19 protein-coding genes, 4 tRNA genes and 1 other RNA gene are annotated in these 23,936 nt (G+C 53.1%); 6 read left to right on the forward strand and 18 right to left on the reverse strand.

Annotated features, from left to right (window positions below):
• Positions 1-9 precede the first annotated feature (9 nt).
• A tRNA-Leu gene (locus QZR17_RS00670) sits at positions 10-96 on the reverse strand.
• A 484-nt stretch (positions 97-580) separates the two neighbouring features.
• Between QZR17_RS00670 and QZR17_RS00675 the strand changes: the two genes are divergently transcribed.
• A tRNA-Ser gene (locus tag QZR17_RS00675) sits at positions 581-667 on the forward strand.
• A 76-nt stretch (positions 668-743) separates the two neighbouring features.
• On the opposite strand, the gene QZR17_RS00680 is transcribed toward QZR17_RS00675, so the two are convergent.
• The 3 genes from QZR17_RS00680 to pheS are packed head-to-tail and all read right to left on the reverse strand — an operon-like array spanning position 744 to position 3,137.
• The gene (locus QZR17_RS00680; protein WP_296163591.1) at positions 744-1,412 is read right to left on the reverse strand and encodes a carbohydrate-binding family 9-like protein; all 669 of its coding nucleotides are present in this window, start codon (positions 1,410-1,412) and stop codon (positions 744-746) included.
• 28 nt (positions 1,413-1,440) lie between these two features.
• Positions 1,441-2,106, reverse strand: a complete 666-nt coding sequence (gene nth / locus QZR17_RS00685; protein ID WP_296163587.1) for an endonuclease III — start codon at positions 2,104-2,106, stop codon at positions 1,441-1,443.
• Positions 2,106-3,137 carry a phenylalanine--tRNA ligase subunit alpha gene (pheS, locus tag QZR17_RS00690; RefSeq protein ID WP_297126398.1) on the reverse strand — a complete coding sequence of 344 codons (1,032 nt, stop codon included), beginning with the start codon at positions 3,135-3,137 and terminating at the stop codon, positions 2,106-2,108. Before pheS ends, nth begins: the two co-directional genes overlap by 1 nt.
• Before the next feature lie 166 nt (positions 3,138-3,303).
• Between pheS and ssrA the strand changes: the two genes are divergently transcribed.
• Positions 3,304-3,702, forward strand: a transfer-messenger RNA (tmRNA) gene (gene ssrA / locus QZR17_RS00695).
• 248 nt (positions 3,703-3,950) lie between these two features.
• On the opposite strand, the gene QZR17_RS00700 is transcribed toward ssrA, so the two are convergent.
• A tRNA-Arg gene (locus QZR17_RS00700) sits at positions 3,951-4,022 on the reverse strand.
• Between the two features lie 68 nt (positions 4,023-4,090).
• On the opposite strand from QZR17_RS00700, the gene mltG reads away from it, so the two are divergent.
• The 4 genes from mltG (at position 4,091) to tilS (ending at position 8,342) form a co-directional block, all read left to right on the forward strand.
• Positions 4,091-5,128, forward strand: coding sequence for an endolytic transglycosylase MltG (mltG, locus tag QZR17_RS00705; protein WP_297126401.1), 1,038 nt, complete (start codon positions 4,091-4,093; stop codon positions 5,126-5,128).
• A gap of 12 nt (positions 5,129-5,140) precedes the next feature.
• A complete protein-coding gene (locus tag QZR17_RS00710; protein WP_297126404.1) occupies positions 5,141-6,256 on the forward strand; it encodes a Nif3-like dinuclear metal center hexameric protein in 1,116 nt (371 codons plus the stop codon).
• Positions 6,243-7,025: a C4-type zinc ribbon domain-containing protein gene (locus QZR17_RS00715; protein ID WP_297126407.1), complete on the forward strand. Its 783-nt coding sequence runs from the start codon at positions 6,243-6,245 to the stop codon at positions 7,023-7,025. The genes QZR17_RS00710 and QZR17_RS00715 overlap by 14 nt, the downstream gene beginning before the upstream one ends.
• Before the next feature lie 69 nt (positions 7,026-7,094).
• Complete coding sequence (tilS, locus tag QZR17_RS00720; RefSeq protein ID WP_297126410.1) at positions 7,095-8,342, forward strand: tRNA lysidine(34) synthetase TilS; 1,248 nt, start codon at positions 7,095-7,097, stop codon at positions 8,340-8,342.
• Positions 8,343-8,447: 105 nt separating this feature from the next.
• On the opposite strand, the gene QZR17_RS00725 is transcribed toward tilS, so the two are convergent.
• The 13 genes from QZR17_RS00725 to QZR17_RS00785 form a co-directional block, all read right to left on the reverse strand.
• A tRNA-Gly gene (locus tag QZR17_RS00725) sits at positions 8,448-8,520 on the reverse strand.
• 80 nt (positions 8,521-8,600) lie between these two features.
• A complete protein-coding gene (gene dnaA / locus QZR17_RS00730; protein ID WP_297126412.1) occupies positions 8,601-10,013 on the reverse strand; it encodes a chromosomal replication initiator protein DnaA in 1,413 nt (470 codons plus the stop codon).
• A 323-nt stretch (positions 10,014-10,336) separates the two neighbouring features.
• Positions 10,337-11,659 carry an ABC transporter permease gene (locus QZR17_RS00735; RefSeq protein WP_297126415.1) on the reverse strand — a complete coding sequence of 441 codons (1,323 nt, stop codon included), beginning with the start codon at positions 11,657-11,659 and terminating at the stop codon, positions 10,337-10,339.
• A complete protein-coding gene (locus tag QZR17_RS00740; protein WP_297126417.1) occupies positions 11,652-12,635 on the reverse strand; it encodes an ATP-binding cassette domain-containing protein in 984 nt (327 codons plus the stop codon). Before QZR17_RS00740 ends, QZR17_RS00735 begins: the two co-directional genes overlap by 8 nt.
• Before the next feature lie 17 nt (positions 12,636-12,652).
• On the reverse strand, positions 12,653-14,698 hold the full coding sequence (gene dnaG, locus QZR17_RS00745; protein ID WP_297126420.1) for a DNA primase: 2,046 nt from the start codon (positions 14,696-14,698) through the stop codon (positions 12,653-12,655).
• A 167-nt stretch (positions 14,699-14,865) separates the two neighbouring features.
• A complete protein-coding gene (locus QZR17_RS00750; RefSeq protein WP_297126423.1) occupies positions 14,866-17,823 on the reverse strand; it encodes a putative LPS assembly protein LptD in 2,958 nt (985 codons plus the stop codon).
• A gap of 59 nt (positions 17,824-17,882) precedes the next feature.
• Entirely contained in the window at positions 17,883-18,776 is an 894-nt protein-coding gene (locus QZR17_RS00755) for an EamA family transporter (RefSeq protein ID WP_297126426.1), read from the reverse strand.
• A 271-nt stretch (positions 18,777-19,047) separates the two neighbouring features.
• A complete protein-coding gene (locus QZR17_RS00760) occupies positions 19,048-19,374 on the reverse strand; it encodes a DciA family protein (protein ID WP_297126429.1) in 327 nt (108 codons plus the stop codon).
• 7 nt (positions 19,375-19,381) lie between these two features.
• The gene (locus tag QZR17_RS00765; protein ID WP_297126431.1) at positions 19,382-20,500 is read right to left on the reverse strand and encodes a DNA replication/repair protein RecF; all 1,119 of its coding nucleotides are present in this window, start codon (positions 20,498-20,500) and stop codon (positions 19,382-19,384) included.
• 14 nt (positions 20,501-20,514) lie between these two features.
• Positions 20,515-21,498 (reverse strand): glycosyltransferase, encoded by a 984-nt coding sequence (locus tag QZR17_RS00770; protein WP_297126434.1) that lies wholly within the window; start codon positions 21,496-21,498, stop codon positions 20,515-20,517.
• A 2-nt stretch (positions 21,499-21,500) separates the two neighbouring features.
• Complete coding sequence (folB, locus tag QZR17_RS00775; protein ID WP_297126437.1) at positions 21,501-21,878, reverse strand: dihydroneopterin aldolase; 378 nt, start codon at positions 21,876-21,878, stop codon at positions 21,501-21,503.
• Positions 21,853-22,923, reverse strand: a complete 1,071-nt coding sequence (locus QZR17_RS00780) for a bifunctional 3-deoxy-7-phosphoheptulonate synthase/chorismate mutase type II (RefSeq protein WP_297126440.1) — start codon at positions 22,921-22,923, stop codon at positions 21,853-21,855. The genes folB and QZR17_RS00780 overlap by 26 nt, the downstream gene beginning before the upstream one ends.
• A complete protein-coding gene (locus QZR17_RS00785; protein WP_297126443.1) occupies positions 22,923-23,936 on the reverse strand; it encodes a DHH family phosphoesterase in 1,014 nt (337 codons plus the stop codon). Before QZR17_RS00785 ends, QZR17_RS00780 begins: the two co-directional genes overlap by 1 nt.

The raw sequence follows: 23,936 nt of genomic DNA on the forward strand, positions 1-23,936 counted from the left end.
CACCGAACTTGGTGCCCAAGACAGGAATCGAACCTGCACGACATTGCTATCACTAGTACCTGAAACTAGCGCGTCTACCAATTCCGCCACTTGGGCGAGTGTAGCACTATCGGCTTTCGTCAGACCGACGGGCCTGCCTTCCGACCCTGTCCTTTCCGTTTTGTGAATGCAAAGGTAAGAAGACTTTCCGTTTTATCCAATACCTGTTTACCCCAAAATCCGCATTCACTCATCCAGTGATTTGCATTACGCTATAAACCAAGCATTAACCCCTGAGAAAAAATGAATGCAAACTTACTCTCATATTCGCTTGCTCTGGATTATCTCTAATATCGGTATTAGTGCATGGCTTCATCCCGGCTCTGTTTCTACTGCAGATTGGGTGCCATGACACATTGATATTACGAGACGATGTATAGCAAGAGTCAGCCTTTACTATGCACGATCCAATTTGCCTTATTCTTGACGATATGCTAGGGTGGCTCTTGCCACTGAAGGGTATTTTCCCTATCTTTGCACTCAGTTAGGTCAGAGGAGGAGGTTTCCTCTTTATTGATTTCAAACTTCGACTTACGAACCCGGAAGTGTGGGTGAGTGGCTGAAACCAGCAGTTTGCTAAACTGCCAAACGAGTAATCGTTTCACGAGTTCGAATCTCGTCGCTTCCGCAAGGGTACCAGATTAGGTACAGAAAAGGTCTCCACCGGACATCCGATGGAGACCTTTTTTGTATCTATTTGCTTCTCAGTCGCGTGGTGCCAAGTCGAGGCGGGCAAAGGACTCCGGTCTGTGGAAGTCCGGCTCAGCACTGTGGATAGGCTGCCACGATGCGTAGTGGGGGATCACCGTCTCATCCCCACACTTGTAGAAATTCCCCTCTAAGTGATCGGGTATCTGTGAGCTTCGGATGAGCCCGAGGATGCGCCAGCTGATCTTGGCAGAGACCCAGAAGCTCTGGATCCCCTGTCTCTGCTCAAAGACTGTGTCCCTACGCTCGCTGGCAGCTCGCCTGATCTCCAAGTAATCCTCGGGGGTCAGTGGCTCACTCTCCTCCCGACTGAGACGATGTGAGGCATCGCAAGTCCCGATGCAATTGAACTCGAAATTGTAGTACCGATCCTCACCCGGCATCCGAAGGAAAGCCTCCACGCAACTGTCCAAGTGGACACGGCCTCCGTCCTCTGAGATGGTTGCCTTCAGCCCACGCCCTCGGCTGTAAAACCTTAGGTAAAGCCCAGTGTCGGTGTAGGCGAGATCGACGCAGGTCAAGGGCATATACCCGTACTGTGCAGGCCAGTTATTGGTCATAATGGGCAGTCTAAGAGCTTTCTCCTCCATAAGCACTTCGTTGGAGGTGAGGTCTAAGGCGTCCAAGACGGGTAGGAAAGGGATAATAGGTGTGTCGGGTGTCATGAGGAGAAGTGTGATATGGGATGACGATCTATTTTTTCTCTACACCATCGCTACCATAATGGCGTGCGTAGTGTCGGCAGTAGTCAGAGATAGGGCAGGTCGGGCAGTGAGGGCTGCGCGCAAAGCAGATCTGTCGCCCGTGGAGGATGAGCCAGTGGTGGATGCGATTCCAGTACTCCCTCGGGATGCGACGCATAAGCGACTCCTCCACCTTGAGTACGTTATTGGCTGTCTGTGGGACCAGCCCAATGCGTCTGGAGACACGATAGACGTGGGTGTCAACGCCAATCCTTGGCTCTCCGATGATTACGGAGAGGTAGACATTGGCAGTCTTCCGCCCGACCCCTTGGAGACTCATCAGCTCCCTCAGCGTCTCGGGCACTTCACCACTATATTCCTGCACGATCGACTCTGCGGACTGCTTGAGGTAGCGTGCCTTGCTATTGGGGTAGGTGACGCTCCGGATATAGCTTAGGATCTCCTCCTCTGATGCTCGGGACATCTCAAGGGGCGTAGGGTAGGCGGCAAAGAGAGCGGGTGTGACCATATTGATCCGCTCGTCGGTACACTGTGCAGAGAGCAACACGGCGACCAAAAACTGGTATGGTGTGCCGTAGTGCAGTGCCGTCTGTGGGTGAGGATTGGCTGTCTCAAATCGCTCAATCACCCCGTCTACTCGCTCCTTGATCGTCATCACTTCTCGCTCTGGAATTGACTGAGGAATCGCAGGTCGTTCTCAGAGAAGAGTCTCAGGTCGTCGACGGTGTACTTCAGGTTGGTGATCCGCTCAATGCCCATCCCGAGGGCAAAGCCGGTGTAGCGATGTGAGTCTATCCCACAGGCTTCGAGGACATTGGGGTGGACCATACCGCATCCGAGGATCTCTACCCAGCCGGTGTGCTTGCAGAAGGAGCAACCCTTGCCCCCACAGAGGTTGCACGATATATCCATCTCCGCACTCGGCTCCGTGAAGGGGAAGTAGGAGGGTCTCAAGCGGATCTGCGTCTCGGGTCCAAACATCTCGTGGGCGAAATGGAGAAGAACCTTACGCAGGTCAGTAAAGGTCACGTGCTCATCAATATAGAGCGCCTCCACTTGGTGGAAAAAGCAGTGCGCACGCGCTGATACCGCCTCGTTGCGGTACACTCTGCCCGGGCAGATGATGCGGATAGGTGGCTCCTGCTCACCCATTACCCGTGTCTGTACGGACGATGTATGGGTCCTGAGTAGGACCTGTGGGTCGTGGCTGACAAAGAATGTGTCCTGCATGTCACGTGCCGGGTGATCGGGAGGGAAATTGAGTGCCTCAAAGACGTGCCAGTCGTCCTCCACCTCGGGCCCTACAGCGATACTGAATCCGAGGTGACCGAAGATCCGGATGATCTCATCGCGAACGAGATTGAGCGGGTGGCGACCTCCTGTGGGTATCTGGGCAGCTGAGCGCGATAGGTCGAGGTCTAAGAGTCTGGACGACTCGCTCGCCTGATCGAGAGATGCCCGGAAGGTCTGAAACTTCTCCTCCGTGACCTGCTTCAGCTCATTAATCAGGATGCCGATCTCACGCTTGTCCTCCTTGGGTACGGACTTAAAGTCTGAGATCACCTCATTGAGGGCTCCCTTACGGCTGATATACTTGAGTCGGAGGGACTCGTACTCTTCCTCCGTTGTAGGCTGAGGCAGGGCTTGGATCTCCTCCCTCAGCTGCTTGATCTTATCTTGTAACATACGTTCTGTCAATTGAGGGTGAGCTCTATCGTATTTAGGACCGATACCCTCATTAATAACGGTTCAGTAGCAAAATTACCTATAAATATTAGAATAACTAAGACTACAGGACGATACCTTGCAGGATTAGAGCAGATGTCGTACCTTTGTAAACATATATTCCAGAGGGGATGACAGGATTTGACAGCATGTAGAGTCGACCTGTGTAAGCACGTAGTGTAGGTTATCCGGCACTCTAACTCGGGTAGCAAACTTTTTAACTGGCGAAAATAACTACGCTCTCGCAGCGTAAGCCTTAGGGTTTACTGCCTTTTCGCTTGAGCAATTGCTCGCGGCGAGACATCACCCAAGGCCCGTGATCCCGAGGTGGCTTGATCAGGTGGTGCTGAAGTATCGGGAAGGGTTGTCGGTGCGTCTCTCATCGACAACGACATTTAAGAGACTAAGCGTTGGAGTCGGTTGCTCTGTCCTTCCTCCCGCGTCGAAAATCCGATCAGAGCTAAACGTGTAGAAAGCAGTTTGGTTCCATGTTTGGACGAGGGTTCGAATCCCTCCATCTCCACTACCGAAGCCCGCTCATACAAGGTTACGCCTGTATGAGCGGGCTTTAGTGCGTCCAAATAATACTGGGGGTTGCACTCTGTCGGATATGCTTGTGGGCTATCATTTTGACAGAAGATTAAGCAATAATGGAGGTGACTATACAAGCATTCCTCTGATTCTGAAACTCAGAATCAGAGGAATGTATGTCTGTAAGATGAATGCTTGCTACCTCGTCACCCGCCCATTGCAACTCAAGTAGCGTCAGCTGAGTGACCCCGGGGAGAATCGAACTCCCATTTAAAGTTTAGGAAACTTCCGTTCTATCCGTTGAACTACAGGGCCTATTTTGCTTATCTTTGCGTGCAAAGGTACGATAAAAAGGGGTATTCCCTATAGATTTCTTTTCCGAAATGAATCAAAGTAAGGTCTCTAAGCGGGTGTGGATGTGGATCACCATCCTGATCATCTGCATCTTAGTTGCTCTCTCTTGGTGCTACTATCGTATCACCGGGAAGGCCTCTTACAATGTGGATGGGGATGCTCCTATTTCGCTTTACGTCTATCCCGGCGATGATTGGGGGACGGTCGCAAGCAAGCTCGGGGAGACCACGTCCGTGAGGCATGAGAGAGATCTTGCCCTTATCGGTTTTCTCGGGGATAAGCCTCGCGCTGGTCATTACCGGGTACGGCCTAACGAGACGACCCTTGGGCTATACCGGATGGTGGCGAGGGGGCTTCAAGCACCGGTTAGGATCACGTTTACCACCACTCGCGAGGTGGGGCAGCTGTGGAGACGTCTGTCGGATCAGCTGATGTGTGACAGCACTGATATAGCGTCAGCGATGACCGATAGGGCTCTACTGGACTCCTTGGATATCCAGGACTCTACACTCGCCTTTCACCTTATCCCCAATACCTACGAAGTCTACTGGACGGAATCGGCAAGGTCCATCGTCCGTCGACTGGCTCGAGAGAGCAAGGCCTTCTGGAGCGAGGAGCGCCTCGCCAAGGCTTCGGCGCTCGAGATGACGCCTGTGGAGGTGACTACGCTGGCGTCGATCATCAATGAAGAGAGTGCTAAGAGAGATGAGTACCCAGTCATAGCGGGGCTCTACCTCAATAGGCTTAAGCGAGGGATCCCTCTGCAGTCTGACCCCACGGTGCTCTTTGCGATCGGGGATCGGTCGATCAGGCGAGTGCTACATAAGCATCTGGAGGTTGAGTCGCCCTACAATACCTACTTGTACAAGGGACTCCCGCCTGGTCCTATCCGCATCCCATCGGCAGATGCCATCGATGCGGTACTCTCTCCCGCCAAGCACGACTACATCTATATGTGTGCCAAGGAAGACTTTAGCGGGTATCACAATTTCGCAGCCTCTTACACTGAGCATATGCGAAATGCGAGGGCCTATGCCACAGCCCTTAATGAGCGAAACATTCATTGATCCACTGTCCATATGAAAGTATCCGAATTGATCTCTTATCTTGAGAGGCAAGTGCCAGTGAGCCTGCAGGAGTCATACGATAACTCCGGACTCCAGCTGGGTGATCCTGATCAGGAGTGTAGGGGAGTATTGCTGGCGATAGATATTACGGAAGAGGTGCTGCGTGAGGCAGTTGAGCTGGGGTGCAATGCGGTCTTTACCCATCATCCGTTGCTCTTCCACAGCCTAAGGCGCATCACGACCGAGACATATATAGAGCGGTGCGTCGCTTTTGCTCTCAAGCACGATCTCGTCATCTATAGCTCTCATACCTGCTTAGACAATAGCCCACTGGGACCCAATGCCTACTGGGCATCCAAGATGAGTCTCCGTGAGGTGATGGTCTTAGATCCTAAGCCGGACTTCTACTGCAAGGTGGTCACCTACGCCCCTCGTCAGTATGCAGATGTCATAAGAGCTGCTCTCTCAGAGGCGGGAGCAGGTAGGCAGGGTGAGTATAGTGGGTGTAGCTTTTCTGTCGAAGGTGAAGGACGCTTTACCCCTTCTGCAGAGGCCCATCCGCACTGTGGGACTCCCTGCCGTAGTCATGTGGAGCCGGAGAGCTGCATCTCTGTTTTGGTCGATAAGGGTCGGCTGGGACCCGTGCTATCTGCCCTGAGGAAAGCCCATCCTTACGAGGAGCCAGCGATCGATGTGTTACCGGTCAGCTACCGCTCGTCAGAGCTTGGCTCAGGCATAATCGGGGATCTCCCTCAGCCGATGACACTGGAGGAGATCATTGATAAGATGTCGGCTTTTCAGCCGGTGGAGCAGGTCTGTCATAGTAGATACGATGGCAGAGCTGTGCGGAGGATAGCTTTTTGCAGTGGCTCCGGCGCCTTCCTTTATCAGAAGGCAGGCAGGATGGGTGCTGAGCTTTTTTTAACTGGAGAGGCTAAGTACAACGACTTCTATGACGCTACCGACTATACCGTCTTAGCGACCTATGGTCACTACGAGTCAGAGTTGATGACACAGAATATATTAGGAGAGATCTTGTCAGAGAAAATAGGTACATTTGCACTCCACTACTCTGTAAATAGTGCAAATCCGGTAAATTATCTCGAGAGAAGTAATGGTAAAAAATAATTCAAAAGATCTAGAGGAGCTCTCCGTACAGGAAAAGCTCAAGGCGCTGTATAAGCTGCAGCTGGTTACCAGTGAGATCGATCGCATCCGTATCATCCGTGGTGAGCTGCCTGAGGAGGTACGTGACCTTGAGGACGAGATCGAGGGACGCCATACTCGCTACCAGAAGGATCAGGATGAGATCGCCGAACTCAATCGCTTGATCGGTGAGTATAAGGAGAGTACGACTAACTCCAATGAACTGATCAAGAAGTACAATGAGCAGCTTCATAATATCAGCAATAATAGAGAGTATGACCTCTTGGTCAAGGAGATAGAGTATCAGAATCTCGAGATCCAAGGGTTTGAGAAGGATACTCGCCTCGCCAAGGAGCGCATCGCCCGGCTGGAGGAGGCCATGCAAGAGCTGAGCCAAGAGACTCAGGATCGAGAGAAGGATCTGGAGCTCAAGAGGACCGAGCTCGACACCATCATCTCTGAGACTAAGGAGCAGGAGGATAAGCTACACGATGAGACTAAGGAGCTGGAGGCTAAGATCGATGAACGCTTGCTCCGTGCATTCCATAGGACCCGTGACTCTTACCGCAATGGTCTGGCTGTCGTGACGATCGATCGAGGTGCCTGCAAGGGCTGCTTCAATAAGATCCCCCCACAGAGGATCATTGATATCCAGTCTCGTAAGAAGATCACTGCCTGTGAGTATTGCGGTCGTGTCTTGGTCGATCCTGAGCTGGCGGAGGAGTCAGCGCGTGAGATTGATCTGCAGTAATAGGGTGACCCACTGATGTCTTAGGAGTGCTTCAGAGCTTTCGAGCCCTGAGGCACTCTCTGCTATGTTATGTCGCTAAGTCTCATAGGCCATACGTTTCCTATAGGGTCGACAATCATTGTCGGCCTGAGTGGAGGGGCGGACTCGGTCTGCCTGATGGATTTGCTCTACAAGGCTGGCTACGTAGCTGTGGCTGCGCATGTCAATTTCCACCTACGGGGGGGCGAGAGTGATAGAGACGAGGCCTTTGTGCGAGAGCTATGCCGCGAGCGCTATCCTAAGGCCAAGCTCGTGGTCCGATCATTTGATACCATCGGATACGCTCGTGAGCAGAGACTCTCTATGGAGATGGCTGCTCGGGAACTGAGGTACGCCTGGTTTAGCGACCTCGTGGACAGCTACGAGGCTGCTGCCATCGCTGTGGCTCATCACGCTGGAGATCAGGTGGAAACGCTCCTTCTTAACCTTGCGAGAGGTACCGGTGGAAGAGGTCTCTGCGGGATGCGGACTCTGGATAAACGGACTGGGATCTGGCGTCCGCTGCTGTCTGTAACGCACGACGAGATACTTCACTATCTCTCAGAGCAACAGTTGCCCCATGTGGAGGACTCCTCCAATGAGGACCACTCTATCACGAGAAATCTCATTCGGCATAAGCTGATACCATTATTTCAAGAGATAAACCCTTCCTTTACCTCCGGTGTCATCCAAACTATGTCTCATCTCCGAGAGGAGCAAGAGTATCTGGATCGACAGGTGGCGCAAGCTAAGGTGGCCCTCTGGGATGAGGACTGTGGGTGCCTGGACTTAAGTGGAGATCCCTTTGCACTCTACCGGATTATGAGCGATATGGATCTCACCGCAACTCAGGTGAACGATATCCTCTCGCCTACGACAGAGGGTGGGGCGCTATTTGAGACTGTGTCAGGTGATCGGTACGAGCTCTTTAGGAAGAGGCTCTACAGGGTGATACTCCCTACAGTCTCTGCAGAGCAGGCTAGGGCAGAGATGGTCTGGTCTCAGATCCTTAGGATTGCATTTGTCCAGCCACTTGAGGAGGGTGATTACATTCGTACTGCTCGTCCTTCTGATACTTTTGTGTTGCCGGGTATGAGCAGGGGGCATAAGTCTGTCTTTCAGTTTCTCAAGGAGTGTGGTATCCCATCGTCCTATCGACCGACCTGTCCGGTATTGGTGGATGAGTCCGATCAGGTGAAGCTTGTACTCTGTCGTCACAGAGGTGATCAGCCTTTCCGCATTGCCCCGGTAGAGGAGGCCGGCTACTTTGCCCATCTGCTCGTAAGAGGCACAAAATAAATAGGTCTCACTTCCTACGGAAATACTACATTCGACTCACAATACTTACGTTAGAGCAAAAGAAAAGAGGAGGGTAAGATATGCTCTTACTCTCCTCAAAACCTGAGCGGAAAACGAGGCTCGAACTCGCGACCTCAACCTTGGCAAGGTTGCGCTCTACCAACTGAGCTATTTCCGCCTTTAGCAATCCCCTCTTGGGTTCATTGCTCTGCAAAGGTAGGATAATTATGCGATATCTGCAAGATCCTCTTTGAGTTTTTAGAAGCCTAGCATCGTAGCGAGCTCCTTCACATCCTTTGCCACTTTCTGGTCACTCTGCATAAGATCTCGTATGGTATTGTAGCCATAGATCACGGTGGAGTGATGCCTATTGCCTAAAGTCTGGCCGATTACCTTAAGTGGGGTCTCGGTGTACTCCTTGCAGAGATACATGACTGTCTGTCTAGCGAGGGCAATCGCACGCTTGCGACGCTTGCTCTCAATGTCCTCCTGGGAGACTCCATAGAATTGGCAGGTGGTGTCGATGATCTCGCTGAGATCTGCCTTGTGCTCCTGTATGCCCACTGTCTGCGACATAACGCGATGGGCCAAGTGGATGTCAAGGGGTACATCATTATAGAGCGAGTACGCCATAAGCGATGTCAGCGAGCCCTCAATGTCTCGCACATTGTCCTTAGCGTGCTCCACGATGAAGTCAAAGACATCATTGGACAGAGTGACACCCGCTTCCTTGACCTTAGACTGCAGGATCATCCTCCTTAGCCGCACGTCAGGGCGCTCTATCTCCACGGTAAGCCCCCACTTTAGTCTGGTGTAGAGTCGGTCCTCAAATCCCTTGAGCTCCACTGGCGGACGATCGCAGGTGATGATGATCTGCTTGCCGAGAAGCTTTAGGTTATTGAAGATCTGGAAAAAGGCATTCTGTGTGCTGCTAGCGCTGGCGATCTCCTGGATATCGTCCATCAGTAGCACATCAATATTGTGGTAGTAGTCAAAGAAGAGCTCCGGCTGCTTTGCCTTTATCGTCGCATAGACATACTGACGCATAAACGTCTGAGCCGGTATGTAGATCACTCTCATGGAGGGATTATCCGCCACCAGCTGATTACCTATGGCGTGCATAATGTGCGTCTTGCCGACACCGGATGCGCCATGGATAAAAAGGGGGTTGAAGGCATTATTTCCAGGCTTCTTGATGATCGACCTAGCAGCCGTGTAGGCGAGCCGATTGCAGAGACTCTCATAGAAGTTGTCAAACTTCATCCTGATGTCCAAGTGCGTCTGGAAGGGTGCACTCTGAGCATCAGGAGCAGCCTGAGACAGATCGGTCGATGGCTCGATGTCTTGGATCGTAGTGATGTCTGTCCCTCTCAGGCTCTGCCGAGGCATACTCTCCAGTGTCCGTCGAAGGGTCTCGTCAGGGATCTGATAATTGAGCTTCACATTGTCACCAAAGGCGATCCCGAGGGACTCCTTGAGTACCTCGAGGTACTGAGACTCGATCCGTGAGTAGTAGTCACGAGAGGGTACACGTACCGTCAGCACCCCGTCCTCCCACTTAATCGGCTTGATTGGCTCAAACCACATGTGGTAGTCCTGAGGTGAGTGAAGACTGGTCCTGACATTACTTAGGAAGTGATCCCAAGCATTGATAAGTGTACTGCTAATCATGATACTCTAAAATTTCTCCGACCTTGATGCAACTCTGTCCGGGAGATTAGATAGATCCGGGGCTAAAAATAAGGACTCCTCCCATTGGCTCCAATGGAGAGAAGGCCTTATTTGGATGCCTTGCAATGCAAAGGTTATGAAACCTACTGAAACAAAAAAAGCACTTTTCTCTTGTTTATTCCGATCCTTATAGGTCTCAACCTCTTAGGCGTAGTACTCTCTAATGTAGGGCGTTACATTTCCATTACGATGGTAAGCGTTTGGTTGTTAGCTACCTAAAGAAAAAGAGTATCAATAGTTAACGCAGGTTAACGCGAGAGTTATCACTCATACTTGATCCAGCGCCAAAGCTCTTTCATAGTTGGTTTCTTGCCGTACATCAGCATCCCTACGCGGAAGATCTTGGCCGCAAACCACACGAAGAAACAAGTAAAGGCGATCATAATTGATATCGATAGCCATACCTGCCAAGCAGGTGGATTGAAGGGCAATCGTACCATCATGACATTGGGTGCCATAAAGGGGATGAAGGAGGTGATGAGGGAGATGTTGGTATTTGGATTCTCTGCCGAGTAGAAGCCGAAGATAAATCCGAAGACAAGAAGGATGGTGATCGGAAGGGTGATCTGATTGACTCCCTCCTCAGCATCTGTGACCGCGCCTGAGGCTGCGTAGAGCGCAGCGAAGGACACGTAGGAGGTGATGAAGTAGCAGAGGAAGCAGATGATGATCTGCCCGTAATCGATATTCGCGAGTGCCTCCAGACTCCCAGCCAGCTCCGCATCGTAGCCTCCATCCTGTGCAGCCATGACAGCGTCCTTGAATTGGTTCATATCAAAGGTAACCGAGCTTAGCAGCAGTGACTGCAGAGCTACGAAGACGATGACGAAGAAGAGTCCCCACATGAGCAGCTGAGTGATACCGACGAGCCCGATACCCACGATTTTCGCCCAGAGTAGGGTGGTGGGTTTGACGCTTGTGGCAAGGATCTCCATGATCCTATTCTTCTTCTCTACCCGCACACTCTCCATCACCATCGATCCATACATGATGACAAAGAAGTAGAGGGCGAAATTGAATATCTGACCTGTGATCATCCCCACCGTAGCTGAGGCTGCCACCTCCTCCCCGTCAGCACTCCACTGTACGGTCGATATATTGACTGAGACCTTGGAGTCAGCTATGATCTTGTCCAGCTCCGGGATCTGGTAGGATGCGATCTTCTCCTGCTGCAATTCTCTTGAGAGCGTCTTGGATAGATTATCCTGCAGTGCCGGAGGGATCGTAGCGGTGGAGTAGATCGTGATGGCTCGAGGGTCCTCGAGCAAATCCTTCGTGATGACCACGACAGCGTAGAGGCTGTCAGAGGAGAGTGCCTGACTCTTGTACTCCGAGATGTCGGCAGAGCCATCCATAAAGTGGAAGCCCTCCGCTTCGCCATCCTTAATGGCATCATAGTATTTGCCGGTCTGGTCCACGATGATCACCTCCTTGTCGCTGGTATCCTTTGCGAAGACTCCGAGTAGTGCCGGCACAGCTCCTAGGAGTATCATCAGGACTGGGGTGAGGAAGGTCATGATGATGAATGACTTCTTCCCTACGATGGTCATATACTCCTTCTGGAGTACGATGAGGAAATTATTCATGGCTCTCTTCGATCTCTCTTTGCTTGTCCGTAATACTCTGCAGCTCTGTCGGGGCACCGCTCTTCTTGACCACATCAATGAATATATCATTCATACTCGGGATGATCTCCTCGTAGCTCACTACCTCCCCAATGGGTCCAAAGGTCGCCAGTAGCTCTCGTGAGCTCATCCCCGGGGTATTCTCAAGCACCAGTGTGTGCTGACCATACAGGTTGGTCTCATCGGTGCGGAAGACAAATTTCTCCTTTACCTCCTCGGGGAGCTCAATCTCGGAGTCGTAGACGATCCGATAGAGATTTCCCCTATAGTCGTTACGCACCTCATGGATGTCTCCATCGAGGACCACGTGAGAGTGGTTGATGAGTGTGATGTTGTCGCACAGCTCCTCCACGCTGTACATATCGTGGGTGGAGAAGATGATAGAGTGACCCTCATCTCTCAAGCGAAGCATCTCCCGCTTCAGGATCTCCGCATTGATCGGGTCAAATCCGCTAAACGGCTCGTCAAATATCAGCAGGTCCGGCTGGTGGATAATGGTGCAGATAAATTGCACCTTTTGAGCCATTCCCTTACTCAACTCTCCCACTTTCTTGTCCCACCAGTCGATGATGTCCAGTCGCTCAAACCACTCGCGCAGTCTCCTCTCGGCCTCCTTACGCTCCAGTCCCTTGAGCTGAGCAAAGTAGAGAGCCTGCTTGCCCACCTTCATCTTGGGGTAAAGACCGCGCTCCTCCGGAAGATAACCGATATGCCTCAGGTCTTTGCTGGTGAAGGGATGTCCTGCAAAGGTGATCTCCCCTTCGTCCGGCACGGTGAGGCGGGTAAGGACGCGGATAAGGGTAGTCTTCCCAGCGCCGTTAGGTCCAAGGAGACCATGGATCTTACCACGCTCGACCCTCAGACTTGCGTGATCGAGAGCTCGATGTGCGGAGAAATCCTTGACGATATCTCTCGCCTCAAGTAAGTAGTTTTCCATCTATATATGCGTTATTTCTAATGTTGTCGTGGTTGTAACTTAAGGGTCGGAGTAAGTATGCGATCCCCCAGCATCCGACTCATATCTACTTTCATCTGGTTTAGGTTCGCCAGCTCAGAGAGCAGCTCCCTTGACTTCTCATCCAGCTCATCACCACTCTCCTGATGATCTGTTGGGATAGACTGGAGTTGCTGCAGCAGGTCCGAGATCTGCCTGAGGACAAAGTCGTACTTGTAGCTCAGGATTGTCCTCATGACCCGGCTGACCACCTCTGTCGGTGTGGAGGCCTCGCTGACGTAGGTGGAGTGCATCTCACTCAGCTCCTCCTCATTCATCAGCATATCTGCCACCGTGTGCAGGATCACCGGATCCTCGTGCCAGGAGAGGTACTTGGTAATGTCGGGATTGGGCTCCTCCTCATATAGTCGCTCCACCTCATCGAGTATGGTGCAGAAGTGTGTGGTCAGGGTGCCATTCTCCCTCAGGTCCTTCGTTTCCTTCTGTACCACCTGGATCAGGCTACAGCCATGTCTCCCGGGCTCTATCTCGTAGTCGGGTATCTCCATAAGCCCATTCTTCATAATCTCGCCCAGCAGCGTGATCTCAAAGGGATTGAGCCTCTCGTCAGGTGGGGTCGATTGACCCTTGGACTCTGAGGAACCGAAAGCGGTGGAAGCACCTGCCTCGTCCTCTTCTCGCTTCTGTTGCTCCTGACGGTGCTGTGTGTTTTGCCACTCCCGTCGGATGGTATTCCTCTGTTGCTGCTGCAGCTTTTGGATCCGCTCCAGCAGGTGCTTCGGCTCAACACCCAGGCGAGGCGCCATATCCTTGACGTAGATATCTAGTATGAGCTTATCCTGGATATGTGCCATTGACTCAGCAATGACCGCTACGGTATCCGCTATACCTTGTGGGGTATCAGTCCCATTTTGCTCCGAGAGGACTCGGGCGTTGAAGCGCAGGCTATCCTCCTCATACTCTCTGATGTACAGCTCGATTTCCTCTGCTGTATGGGTCTTAGCGAAGGAGTCCGGATCCTCGCCCTCGGGTAGCAGCACCGTATGGAGACTCATCCCGCGCTCCAGCCCCACGTCCAGTCCCCTCATGGCCGCCTTGATGCCAGCGGCATCGGAGTCGAAGATAAAGGTGAGATTGGAGGTAAAGCGCTTGATCTTCTGCACTTGCTGCGTCGTGAGAGCGGTCCCGGAGCTAGCGACCACATTGGTTATCCCTCGCTGATGCATCGACAGCACATCCATATAGCCCTCCACGACGATGCACTTGTCCTTCTTGGCGATCGCCTGCTTGGCAAAGTAGAGCCCATAGAGCTCACGGCTCTTGTCGTAGATCGAGGAGGCGGGCGAATTGATGTACTTCCCCGTATTCTCCTTCTTGACCAAGATCCTGCCCCCAAAGCCTACGATCGAGCCGCTAATCGAGTGGATGGGGTAGATGACGCGGTCGCGGTATCGGTCGATGTACTGTCCGTCATCGGTCTGGAAGAGTAGCCCGACTTGCTCTAAGGCATCGAGCGAAATTCCCCTCTCTTTCGCAAGAGAGTAGAGGAAGTGACGATCTCTCGGTGAGTATCCGAGCTCAAATTGCTTGATGGTCTCATCACTCAGCTCTCGGTCGCGGAAGTACTTCAGCCCGACGAGTCGACCCTCGTTGCCATTATGGAGTTCGTTGGTGAAGGCATCTCTCGCAAAGGCATTGGCAGATAGCAGCCTGTCCCGCTCCGTGCGCGCCTCCTGCTCTTCGGCAGAGAGTTGTGTCTCGACGACAGGGATGCCATACTTCTTCCCAAGATACTTGATGGCATCGGGGAAGGTAAGGTGCAGGTATTTCTCTAAGAATGAGACAGGTGTTCCTCCCACGCCACAGGCAAAGCACTTACAGATGTTTTTGCTCGTGGAGACGTTAAAGGAGGGTCTTGAGTCGTCGTGGAAAGGGCACAAGCCGATGTAGTCCTTGCCATGCTTCTTCAGTGCCACGAAGTCCCCCACCACGTCGACGATGTCGGCGCGGTCCATGATGCGGTCAATGGTATTGCGATCTATCATACGAAAATCTCGGACGTAAAGGTACACATTTACCGACTTAGAGCGTGGAAAAAGGTACAGCTCAGTATTACTATTTGTCCCCTCCTGATGCGAAAAATACCAAGGTCGTTCATCAAGTCTTGACGAACCTCCTTGGTAATTCAGTGCAGGCTATCCTGCCTCATGGGTCAGTAGTACCAGGGATTGGTCCGCTGGGGATGGCTGCTCTCCTGATACTTCAGGTCCTGGAGGAGAGAGGCATCAACGGCAATGGAGAAGTTGTATGACTTGTAGGGCCCCACAGGGATGAAGCTGGCGCGCATTGACCAGCAGTGGAGATCGCGCTGCAAGTTGCACGACATATTAGTGATCTTATTGAGCTGGAAATTATAGTTAGCGGAGAAATTGAAGTGCCAATTCTTCGTCACGCTAAGATTTCCATTGAAGCTTAGATCTTGAGAGAACTTGTAGGTAAACTCCCGAATTCTCGGATCAAAAGGACCCTGGCCCATAGTAAGGCTATAGTTAAAGCCCAGATTCCAGTCAATCACATTCTTGCTGTACCCGTATGGATCGTACTCGAGATCGCTCTGTCCGGAGGAGAAGAGGGAGCCTCCGCCACCGCCATCCGGAGAGTTGCCTGATCCTCCGCGTGGTCGCTGCTCGGTGCCGGGAGGATTGGCTGTGTCATCACCCTCATCCTTCTCGTCCTTGCGCCTCAGCCCCACCTTGGCAAGCAGCTCACTGAGGGTCTTCGGGTTAAGGTTGTAGGAGAAGCTTGTCGAGGTGCCTCTAAACCAGCCGATCCCCTTCCCAGCGGTGATGCGTAGCTTGTCGACACGGTAGGGTACTATCTTTCCGTCATACTCGTAGTAGTCCCAGATGTAGGGGTCAAAGGAGCCACCCAGCCTCAGCGTAAAGTCCTTGGTAAAACGGAGGGCTATATTGGCTTGGAAGTCACTCCATCGGAAGGAGTCGGCGGCAAAGTTGTAGGAGGTGGAGAAGGAGAGATTGTCTATCAGACTGATCTTTCGCGCCTTGACACTATCGCTCTTCGCAGCCAACTTTGCCTCGACATTATTGCTTACGGAGAGGCTGACGCTACCGCTTTTGCCTCTGCCGGGGACACCAAATAGCTGCCCATCGTAGGGACTGTACCACCTATCCAGTTGACGTCCGTCCCTACTGATGTATTGCAGATGCTCCCAGTAGCCAAACCTTGGGTCGGCGAAGTCAGGCTGGTAATTGAGTGAGATCGAGGGCTCCATACGGTGGCGAATCATCTCCACATTTTTTCCGGCCCAAGGGACCCATGACATGGGCTTAAAGAATCCGTAGATGGTCGTCGAGAGGGCGAGCGAGGCACGGAAGTCGTACACTCGATTGAAGCCATAGGTGGTGTCCACGGGGATGATATCGTTCTTCTCGGGATCGTAGGCGCGAGTCACCCGGGAGCTGTACCATCGCTCGTTGTAGCTTACCGAGGGGGTTACCTTAAAGTAATTAAGGAGGTCGAAAGAGGCACTCACAGGGATGGAGTGGCTGACGCCATTGCGCCAGTCCTTGATGAGATTGGTCCTGAAGAGTTGATTCTCCTTCGTGGTGATTGAGTTTCGCAACTGACCGGAGTAGGAGAGAGAGATCTTCTCGTACCAACGCTCCTTACCGACAGCTTTTTTCCGCTTAAAGGGGAAGATCCTGCTTGCCGACCAAGAGAGGTTGGGTAGCGTCACAGCTACCGTACTATCCTGGGAGCGCTGTGTGATGTCCACCGATCCGGTGATGGACCAGGGGCTATTGGGGAAACGTCTCGAGAAGCTGATCGAGGAGCTCTTGGTATTCTGACCCATCATCGCCTGATTATAGAGCGCGTTGAGGTCGTTGTGGTTGTAGGAAGAGGTGGAGAAATTAACGTTGGCAGAGAAGGTCCTGTAGGGATCAGCCTTAGGATCTTGCTGGTGGGACCAGGCGATGCGGAAGTCGGTACTCTCGGAGTAATCGCCGGCGATGCGGTCTCCGCGCTTCGTCTTGAGGTAGGAGGCGTTGACGGACCCGCTGTGCCGGTAGCGCCGACGATAGGTAGAGCGTCCTGTGAGCCCCCAGGAGCCCTTGGTATAGAGATCTCCGGTCACCTCGAGGTCTACATGATCATTGAGTGCCAGGTAGTAGCCCCCATTGCGGAGGTAAAATCCTCTGTCTCCCTCCTCTCCGTAGGTCGGCATCAGGAGTCCGGATGATCGCTTCGTAGTGAAGGGGAAGAATGCGAAGGGCAAGCCTATCGGCAGTGGCACGTCAGCCACTACGAGATAGACCGGTCCGGAGACCAGATCCTTGGCGGGGCGGACCTTAGCCTCCGTCATGGCGATGTAGTAGTGGGGATGCTCGTGGTTCTCACAGGTGGAGTATTTGCCGTCCTTCATATAGAGGTCAGAGTTCTCCATACGCTTGGTCTTCTGCGCCACGACATAGCCCTCGCCTTGCTTCGTGATCACGTCAGTGATGTAGCCACGCTGAGTCTTGACATTGTAGCGCATTGACTTCGCCTCGTACTCGTCCTGACCTGTGGTGATCTTGGCGTAGTGACGCTCTTTCTTGAGGGAGTCGGGATAGTCGATGTAGGTGGAGAAGATTGTCCCCGAGTCTGTCTTCATCTCCATAAAGTCTCCCGTGATCTTATTGTCTCCATAGTTGACTGTCCCCTCACCGTACATACGCACTATATTGCGCTTGGGGTAGATCGCAATGGAGTCATTGGAGGTGAAGTCCATCGGAGCCTTGAGCTCACTCAACAGACTATCCGGCACGATACTGTCCTTCCGAAGGCTATCCGCAGGGATGCTATCCCCGGGCTCCGTTCTACGCCCTTCCCTCGAGAGGGAGTCGGATGTTGCTATACTTTGGTCGAGGCTGTCTCTCAGTGCTTTTACCGTCTCTACTGAGCCTGTCGGTAGGGAGTCTGTGGCTACTGTGGGGGTCTCCTCCCTTGCCGGGAGGGAGTCCCTTGCTGCTGCCACCTTTGCCACCTCCTCAGCGGTGATGCTCCGCCGATGGACACCGCACCCGGTGACGAGAAACCCCACGAGGATCGACAGTGTGATCCACGTGCGGAAAGGATAGGAGAGAAAGTGGTGACCGTTAGCCTTCATGCAGTCCTAATAGTGAGCCAGTCATCCCTTCGGTGACAGCTTCGGGCAAAGGTACTATTTTACTTGCTCTTATCTGTGGTCAGGAGCACCACTGCCACGAGGATCATCAGTATCCCGAGGATACGGATAGGTGTCAGCACTTCGCCAAAGGCAATCACCCCGACCATGACTGCCGTCATAGGCTCCAGCGCACCCATCACTGCCGTCGGTGTGGAACCTATGAGATCTATTGCCTTGACCAGCGTGATATTGGAGATCGTGGTGGATAGGACACCCAGCAGCACTAAGTTGGTCCAGTCCATCGCCGAGGCAGGTAGCACCATCTTGTCGTCCGCAATGCAGTAGAGGGATAGGAAGACAGTGGTGATCAGTAGGATGTAGAAGGTCAGCGCCTCGTGGCTCAGCGTCCGGGCCACACTCTTATTGACCGTGATGATGTAGACGGCGTATAGGAATCCACTTGTGATTACCAGAGCAGGTCCCTCGGGATTGATGGGCTCTGAGGAGGTGACCCCACTGACGAGAGAGACCCCGGCCACAGCTGCCATGATCGCCATCATGCCTCTCTTGCTGAGCCGGACACGGAAGATCAGCAGCATAAGGAGGGCGACGAATATAGGATAGGTGAAGTGGAGGACCGTGGCCATACCGGAGGAGATATACTCGTATCCGGTGAGGAGCAGGTGTGCCGTGGCAAAGTAAAGGAAACTGAGGAAAAGGAGCCTGACAAGCTGCTTCCTCGTGATGCGGAGGGAGGACTTACGGACCAAAACGTATATGCTCATCGCCAAGGTGGCAAAGAGGAAGCGGTACATAAGGACCGTAGAGGTGGGCATCCCATCTGCGAGGAGCGGGACGCTGAAGAGAGGGATGAGTCCGAATGTAAAAGCTGAGAGAAGGGCGGCAGTGTAGCCCTCTGCTGTCTGATGTCTTTTCTTTGCGATCTCTGTCATTCGATATGCTGATTTGGTCGCAAAGGTAGCTCATTTCCGCTACAAAGAGCGCCCATGGGTCAGTCGTTATTGGGCAATCGCATCAGAGTCAGCACGCAACCTTTTACCGGTATTAGAGAATCCTTTTATCGGTATTAGTCGTCACTAATATCGGTAAAAGAATTACGCCAGAGGGATGGGGCGCTACTCCATCCTTCCCTGAGCCTTGCTTGTCCCACCCCAGTGATCAGCTATGGTCTGAGTAATAGAGATTTGTATAGATTGTCTCTCGTTACTGTTGGCCGCTGTCCTGGAGTACTATCGAGAGAGTGTCAAGCTTGTACCGATCCATCAGCGGCCTGAGGTGCTGCTCGATGGTGGGGCGCTCTCGGCGGAGGAGATTAAGTGCTACACTGGAGGAGCAGTGGATGACTAAGGTGGACTTGCTCTCGTCAAAGGTAAAGACAGGTCGGATCCGTCGCAGCCTGATCCCCGGCAGAGATTGCCACTGCTCGAGGAATGCCCGGTGTCGCTCAAGGTCGGTGAAGAGGGAGGGCTTATTCCCCTCTCTCATTTCCTGCAGTATCTTACCCAGTGTCTCCGACCTATAGATGCGCATAACCCCCTTAGAGTACTATAGAGACCCCGTCCTCCACCCGGACAATGGTATACTCCGTGTCCGGTAGCTGGGCGATGATCTGATCCAGGTATTTCCTATTGGTATCGGTCATAAAGATCTGCCCAAAGTCCTCCCCGGCCACCAGGTGGACGATCCTGTCGACCCTCTCCTCGTCAAGCTTGTCAAAGACATCGTCCAGTAGCAGTATCGGACTATTATTGGGGTAGAGTGTGGAGAGGATCTTGAACTGTGCAAACTTGAGCGCGATCATATAGCTCTTGCACTGACCCTGGGAGCCGATCTTCCGGATCAGCGTCTCCTCCAGGAGCATCTCCAGGTCGTCCTTGTGCGGACCGACAGTGGTATAGCCCATATAGAGATCCGCCTGTCGGGTCGCCTGCCACGCCTCTATGAAGTCCTCGGCAGAGGGAAGGTGATCTGTCGCGAGTGAGGGCTGATACCGGATGTCCACCATATCCCTTGACTCCGTGATGTAGCTGTAGTAGGAGAGGAAGATAGGCTTCATCCGCTCAGTCCAGTCGGCTCTGTGTCTGACGATTGTCTCAGCCTCACCAGCCATCTGGTGGTCTAGGATATTGAGGGTAGGGAGGTCGAGGAAGCCTTTATTCTTTAGGAGCGCATTACGTTGCCCGAGGAGCTTGTCGTAGTGCATCACTGACGTGAGGTAGGGATTGGACTCCTGCGAGATGAGCTGGTTCATAAACTTTCGCCGCTCCACGCTGCCGCCTCGTATCAGGTCTATGTCGGAGGGAGCGATCATCACGACCGGTAGCTGCCCTATGTGATCGGTGATGCGGTCGTATCGCTTGCGATTCCGCTTGATCACCTTGGGCTTCTCCGTGGTGACACCGATATTGATCGCCACCTCGTCCTCACCCATCTGATACCCTCCTTGGAGGATAGCATAGGTCTCACCCTTCCGGATCACCATCTGGTCAGGCACATGGAGGTGCGACTTGGTGAAGGAGAGGTAGTAGATGCTGTCCATGAGGTTTGTTTTCCCCATGCCGTTATTGCCGATGATGCAATTGAGCTTATCGGAGAAGGTCAGGTCGCAGCTCTCGATATTCTTGAAGTTGGTGAGCGAAAGGTGTTTCAGGATCATCTCGTGATGTGCTATTACTGACGGATCAGTGTACTACGGAGACGAAGGAGCAGCTCGAGACCCTTCAGTCCGGTGAGTCGCCAAGCTCTGTTAGCGAGTCGCACCTTTGGGCTTTGGTCATAACTTAGGAGGTACTGGTGCTCCCGCATCCAGGGCTCTATGCTCTGCCTTTCGTCCTTAGTGAGTACATCCATATGGCTGAGTAGGATGCAGTACTCTGTAGCGTAGAAGGAGAGGAGTGCCTCTCTCATCCCAGGCGAAGGTTGGCTGTCAGCGAGCTGAAGCCCGTCCTCGATGATGAAGACTAGGTCGTGGAAGCGTCTCGGGGAGTACTCCCTTGTGATCGAGCCGTCCACCTCCTGCCGGTAGCCATAGAGGTAGTCGTGGAGGAAAAGACTGCCCTCTGCATGACAGAGAAGGCGCATAAACCACGGGATGTCCTCTGAGGTGATCCCCGGGATGAAGGATAGCTCACTCTTGATGAGGAAGTCTCGGCGGAGAATCTTGATGCAGGCACTCATGGGGGTGTCTCCTGACCGAAGGATGCTCCTCAGCGCCTCCTCGCCACTGACTACCTCCGGGACGTAGTTGCCGAAGTCTCTCCAGCGTCTCTGCCTTTCCTTTGAGAAATAGTAGACCCAATTGAACCCGATAAAGTCGCACTTCGGATGGCTATCCATAGCGTCAAGAAGCGTGGTGAGCGTATCCTGCCGTAGCCAGAAGTCGTCGCTGTCTAAGAAGAGGACAAACTCCCCCTGAGCTCTTGCCAGACCATTATTTCGTGCAACGCTCAGCCCCTGATTGAGCTGGTGCAGCACCTCTATCCGAGGATCGTTCGCTGCGAATTGGTCGCAGACCGTCCCGCTACCATCGGTGGAGCCATCGTCGACGATGATGGCGTGCCAGTCAGTGAAGTCCTGATGCACGACACTCCTGATGCACTCCTCGAGAAATCGAGAAGTATTGTACACCGGGATGACAATGGAGACGCGAGGCATCGTCAGAAGGTCGCTTCGGCAGAGAAGGTCGCTCCATCCCCACGGAAACCCTTGATCGGGGGCTGGACCTTGGTGATCGAGACGGAGGCCCGATTGATTGAGAGTGACGCTGTCTCCAGCTCCTGCAGGATCCTATAGGCCACATGCTCTAAGAGGTCAGAGGGACGCTCCTCAGTCATCACACGTCGTACCAGATCGTAGAGATCAGCGTAGCTGATCGTCTCTCCCACGTTGTCACTCATCATGGCGGAGTGCTCTGTAGGCCAGACAGAGAGGGAGACGCTGTAGGTATTACCTGCCACTTTTTCCCTCTCTTCCACACCATGACCGGCACGGAAGAGGAGATTAGTGAGATCAATCCTTGTCTGAGTGATTTTCATTCTTTAGTCGCTTGATCTGATCGGTGAGTGAGTAGTCATGGATGATGCGGAAGAGATCCTCCACCAGATCAGGCGAGATCCCGTAGAGCTCTGCCTGACGCCTGTGGTGATGGATCATACTCTCAAGCCGTGCTGACTGTAGGGGCGTGAGGTGATGAGTTGCCTTCCACGCACCTATCTCAGTGGTCAATTCGGATCTCATAGAGAGGAGATGGATGAGGTCACTGTCGACCTTATCTACCAGCTCCCTGTAGGCAGTGAGGGCGCAGTCACCATGGGTAGACTCCACCTTGAGGAGTGTACTTATCTCCTCAGGGATGATCTGCTGAGCTGCATCTGTCAGGGCCGTCTCCGGGTGGTAGTGACTCTCGATGAAGAGCCCATCGTAGTCTCTACGCTGCGCCTCCTCAACGATCTCTCTCAGTAGACGACGGTCTCCAGAGATGTGACTCGGGTCACAGAGGATCGGGAGCTCCGGATTGTGAGACTTAAAGTCATCTACCGCCTCCCACAAGGGATCATTACGGAGGAGTCCACCCGCCACTGTGGTGAATCCTCTCAGGATCAGTCCTATCCTTATCAGGTGATGGCGCTGTAGTCGCTCGACTGCCCCTTGCCACAGATGGAAGTCTGGCGCTATGGGATTCTTGACCAGTATGGTCAGATCACTACCATCGAGGACCTTTGCTATCTCCTCCACTACGAAAGGGGATCCTGTAGTGCGGGCACCAAGCCAGACGAAGTCACACTTGTACCTGAGTGCTATCCGAGCATGCTCCGGTAGGCAAACCTCAGTCCCCACTTTGAGCCCCAACTCGTCAGCAGCCTCGCGCATCCAGCGTAGCCCGATCTCCCCGACACCCTCGAAGGTACCCGGTCGTGTCCGGGGCTTCCAGGCGCCGGCACGGACCACCCCGATCCCACACTCCTTGAGTCGGCGCATGGTCTCATAGATCTGCTCCTGAGACTCGATACTGCAGGGACCAGCGATGATCGGGAGATCGCCCTCAGGCAATATCTCCCCGGGGAAGAGCGAAGGGATCATCAGGGATGGAGTACTCGTACTGCTGTCTCGACCAGCTTATAGGTATTGGATAGGGTGTCGCAGACTTCAGCTCCTGCCGCATTGGTATGCCCACCGCCGTTGAAGAACTTGGTGGCAAATTCATTTACGGCAAAGCTCCCCTTGCTTCGCATAGAGATCTTGGTGTACTTCGGCATCTCATGGATCAGGATCGAGAATTCGATGTCCTTAGCTGCGAGGGGATCATTCACCAATCCCTCTACGTCACCGGTCTGGTAATTGTACTTTCCCTTATCTGCCATACTTAGGGTGATGATGGCAGTCTTGAACTGAGGGAAAAAGGTGATCTTGTCAGCCATCAAGTGCGCTGTGAGGCGCAGCTTATCGATGGTAAAGCTCCTATTGATAGCGTCGTAGACGGCATCCTTTCGCACCCCCAGCTCGAGCAGCTCTGAGATGACCTGATAGATCTCGGGGTCCTCAGAGTTGTAGGCAAAGTTCCCCGTATCAGTCATCATACCGGTATATATAGCTGTGGCTGCTTCCGTGGACAGCAGGTCTCTCCATTCCATCGCACGGATCAGCTCATAGACAATCAGGCAGGTGGAGGATCTGTCGGGATAGGAGAAAGAGAGGTCTGCAAAGTCGGAGGGGTAGGGATGGTGATCGATCAGAAGCTTAAGCGCCTCTGACTCCTCCAGCGGGGCGGTCAGTTGCTCGACCCGCTTTGTCTCATTGAAGTCAAGGCAGAAGAGCCCCTCCGCCTCACGTATTGCCTGGAGAGCCTCCTCGGGCTTATCCTTAGCAATCAGTGCCTCCGAAGCCCCGGGCAGGAAGGCAAAGCTTTCCGAGTAAGCCGTCGGGTAGACAACCGTGGCGGAGTGTCCTAAGGTTCGAAGAAGTGAGGCAAAGCCGAGTGTGGAGCCAACAGCGTCACCATCCGGTGAGACGTGCCCCAAGAGTGTGATACGACGTGGTACGGAGAGGAAGTCCTGTAGCTTGGCGAGGTCTTCTTTAGCAAAGTCTATCTTCAT

The sequence above is a fragment of the uncultured Porphyromonas sp. genome, assembly GCF_900541275.1.
Taxonomy (GTDB): Bacteria; Bacteroidota; Bacteroidia; order Bacteroidales; family Porphyromonadaceae; genus Porphyromonas_A.

Coding starts and splice junctions, on each gene's coding strand:
- tilS (WP_297126410.1), top strand. CDS start 7,095: ATGTCGCTAAGTCTCATAGGCCATACGTTTCCTATAGGGTCGACAATC.
- QZR17_RS00715 (WP_297126407.1), top strand. CDS start 6,243: ATGGTAAAAAATAATTCAAAAGATCTAGAGGAGCTCTCCGTACAGGAA.
- QZR17_RS00770 (WP_297126434.1), bottom strand. CDS start 21,498: ATGCCTCGCGTCTCCATTGTCATCCCGGTGTACAATACTTCTCGATTT.
- pheS (WP_297126398.1), bottom strand. CDS start 3,137: ATGTTACAAGATAAGATCAAGCAGCTGAGGGAGGAGATCCAAGCCCTG.
- QZR17_RS00785 (WP_297126443.1), bottom strand. CDS start 23,936: ATGAAGATAGACTTTGCTAAAGAAGACCTCGCCAAGCTACAGGACTTC.
- QZR17_RS00735 (WP_297126415.1), bottom strand. CDS start 11,659: ATGAATAATTTCCTCATCGTACTCCAGAAGGAGTATATGACCATCGTA.
- QZR17_RS00765 (WP_297126431.1), bottom strand. CDS start 20,500: ATGATCCTGAAACACCTTTCGCTCACCAACTTCAAGAATATCGAGAGC.
- QZR17_RS00740 (WP_297126417.1), bottom strand. CDS start 12,635: ATGGAAAACTACTTACTTGAGGCGAGAGATATCGTCAAGGATTTCTCC.
- dnaG (WP_297126420.1), bottom strand. CDS start 14,698: ATGATAGATCGCAATACCATTGACCGCATCATGGACCGCGCCGACATC.
- nth (WP_296163587.1), bottom strand. CDS start 2,106: ATGACGATCAAGGAGCGAGTAGACGGGGTGATTGAGCGATTTGAGACA.
- QZR17_RS00755 (WP_297126426.1), bottom strand. CDS start 18,776: ATGACAGAGATCGCAAAGAAAAGACATCAGACAGCAGAGGGCTACACT.
- dnaA (WP_297126412.1), bottom strand. CDS start 10,013: ATGATTAGCAGTACACTTATCAATGCTTGGGATCACTTCCTAAGTAAT.
- QZR17_RS00750 (WP_297126423.1), bottom strand. CDS start 17,823: ATGAAGGCTAACGGTCACCACTTTCTCTCCTATCCTTTCCGCACGTGG.
- QZR17_RS00780 (WP_297126440.1), bottom strand. CDS start 22,923: ATGATCCCTTCGCTCTTCCCCGGGGAGATATTGCCTGAGGGCGATCTC.
- QZR17_RS00680 (WP_296163591.1), bottom strand. CDS start 1,412: ATGACACCCGACACACCTATTATCCCTTTCCTACCCGTCTTGGACGCC.
- folB (WP_297126437.1), bottom strand. CDS start 21,878: ATGAAAATCACTCAGACAAGGATTGATCTCACTAATCTCCTCTTCCGT.
- mltG (WP_297126401.1), top strand. CDS start 4,091: ATGAATCAAAGTAAGGTCTCTAAGCGGGTGTGGATGTGGATCACCATC.
- QZR17_RS00710 (WP_297126404.1), top strand. CDS start 5,141: ATGAAAGTATCCGAATTGATCTCTTATCTTGAGAGGCAAGTGCCAGTG.
- QZR17_RS00760 (WP_297126429.1), bottom strand. CDS start 19,374: ATGCGCATCTATAGGTCGGAGACACTGGGTAAGATACTGCAGGAAATG.